The 2051-nt window shown below is 36.8% G+C and carries 1 protein-coding gene and 1 pseudogene; both read left to right on the top strand.

The annotated features are described in order from the left end of the window. Positions 1-652 (top strand): annotated as a pseudogene (locus tag QVP90_RS14025) (SusC/RagA family TonB-linked outer membrane protein); the annotation flags it as partial. 29 nt (positions 653-681) lie between these two features. Next, positions 682-2051: RagB/SusD family nutrient uptake outer membrane protein (locus tag QVP90_RS14020; protein ID WP_288204574.1), on the top strand; the 1370-nt coding region annotated here is incomplete at its 3' end.

Here is a 2051-nt window from a genome sequence, read left to right as displayed (position 1 = left end):
TATGGTATGGTGGTTATATGAAGCCGATGGACTCTTCCAGTCACAGGAAGAAATTGATAATCATCTGGTAGATCAAGATGAACAAGGTAATATTACTCTTGCACCCGGTGATATTAAATATAAAGATCAGAATGGCGATGGTAAACTTACAGATATTGATAAAATAGCTGTGAAGAATTCTTCAAATCCGGAGATGACAATGAGTTTACGTTTGGGAGTAAAGTATAAAGGCTTTTTTGTGAATGCGATGTTTCAAGGAGTTAGTGGGTATCAGCAACAGTTGACTGAATTGTATACATTAGAATCCGGAAGTTTGCAACGTTTTCAGAAATATCATCTTACAGATACGTGGTCTGAAAGTAATATGAATGCAACCTATCCTCGTGTCAAGATTGCTAATACGAATGACAATAACCGGAAAGCATCCACTTTTTGGGTGAAAGACTGTGATTTTATTCGTTTGAAATCTTTATCGGTGGGATATGCTTTACCGGTATCTGTATTGAAAAAAATCAAATTGTCATCAGCCAGTATCTCTCTACAAGGAAGTAATTTATGCACATGGTCTACTTTAAAAGATATGGATCCCGAGTCACTTCGCGGATATCCGATCCAACGCTCATATGGTATGACATTGAATTTAGGCTTTTAATATAATGTGGCATTAAAAACAGAAATAGTATGCAGTTGAGAAAATATATAGTATCTTTTTTGATTTGTGGAGGAATATTCGGACTTTCCGGATGTGATGGTTTATTCCGTGACGCTCCTTATAATAAATTGTCCCAAGAAACGATTTGGGGAAGCCAATTATTGCTTGATGAATATGTATTGCCTTGGTATCGTAATATGAGTAATGGCTTTTCAATTTATATGCCTACTTCTTCATCATTATTAAAAGGGGCATGCCGTGATTATTTACCTTGGTATGGTGATCAAATAACTATAAGTAGAGCGGATTGGTATAATACAGCCTATGGTGATATTTTGAAGAGTATTTCCAGTGAAATTACTCGTAGAGGACTTGTAAATTGGAATAATTATTACGCTCGTATTCAGTCTGTGAATCTTTTATTAGAGAATGAAGGAAAAATACAGGAGGGCGCTCATAAACAACGCATATTGGGCGAAGCACATTTTTTTCGTGCTTATTATTATTACTTATTGTTGCGACAGTTTGGAGGTCCTTTACTGATAAAGAACAATTATGATCCGTTGATTGATGATAAAAAATTTCCTCGCGCCTCTTATGAAGAAATGGTGGAATTTATTGTGGAAGAGGCGGATTTAGCGGCTTCTTTATTGTCTGATAAGTTAGAAGCCAGCGATATAGGGCGTGCTACTAAAGGAGCTGCTCTAATGCTGAAAGCTAAAACCTACTTTTGGGTAGCCAGTAAGGTATTTCAGAATAAGGAGAAATCGTATTTAGGTTTTCCGGATGATCGATCGGATGCCATGTTGACAGAGGCTGCTAAGGCATATGATGAATTGATGAAGTTGCCTTATTCGTTGATACAGATAACCGGAACAACACAAGATCAAATAAAAGAACAGTATCGTCAGATTTTTCTAACGAAAAATAGTCAGGAATCAATTTGGGAAGTACAACATTCGAATGATGGTGATTTCGCAGATGGGTTCGGGCATAAGCTTGATCGTGAATCTGTTTCTCCTTTCTTTGGCGGAACAATAGCAGCCTATTCACCTACTCAAAATCATGTGGATGAATATAATATGCGTGATGGTAAACCTTACGATCCGACACACCCGTATGATAACAGGGATTATCGTTTTTATGCGAATATCTTATATGACGGTTGTATTTTTCGCGATCATGAAATGGAAATTCACTATAATAAAGAAGGTAAAGAAGAGATTGCTGGAGCAGATCTGACGCCATACGGAACATCTGCTAATGCTGCTGTTTCAAAAACAGGATATTATTTAGGAAAATTCGTAAATGAACAGCAGAAAATTGATAGTGATGAGACTTATGCGAGTAAACAGAATTATATTATTTGGCGGTTTGCAGAGGTTTTGTTGGGTTATGC

Source organism: Bacteroides sp. CAG:189, from assembly GCF_000432295.1.
GTDB classification, from domain to species: Bacteria; Bacteroidota; Bacteroidia; order Bacteroidales; family Bacteroidaceae; genus Bacteroides; species Bacteroides salyersiae.
The sequence above is the reverse complement of the archived record's forward strand: the minus strand, read 5'-3'. Positions and strand labels throughout refer to the sequence as shown.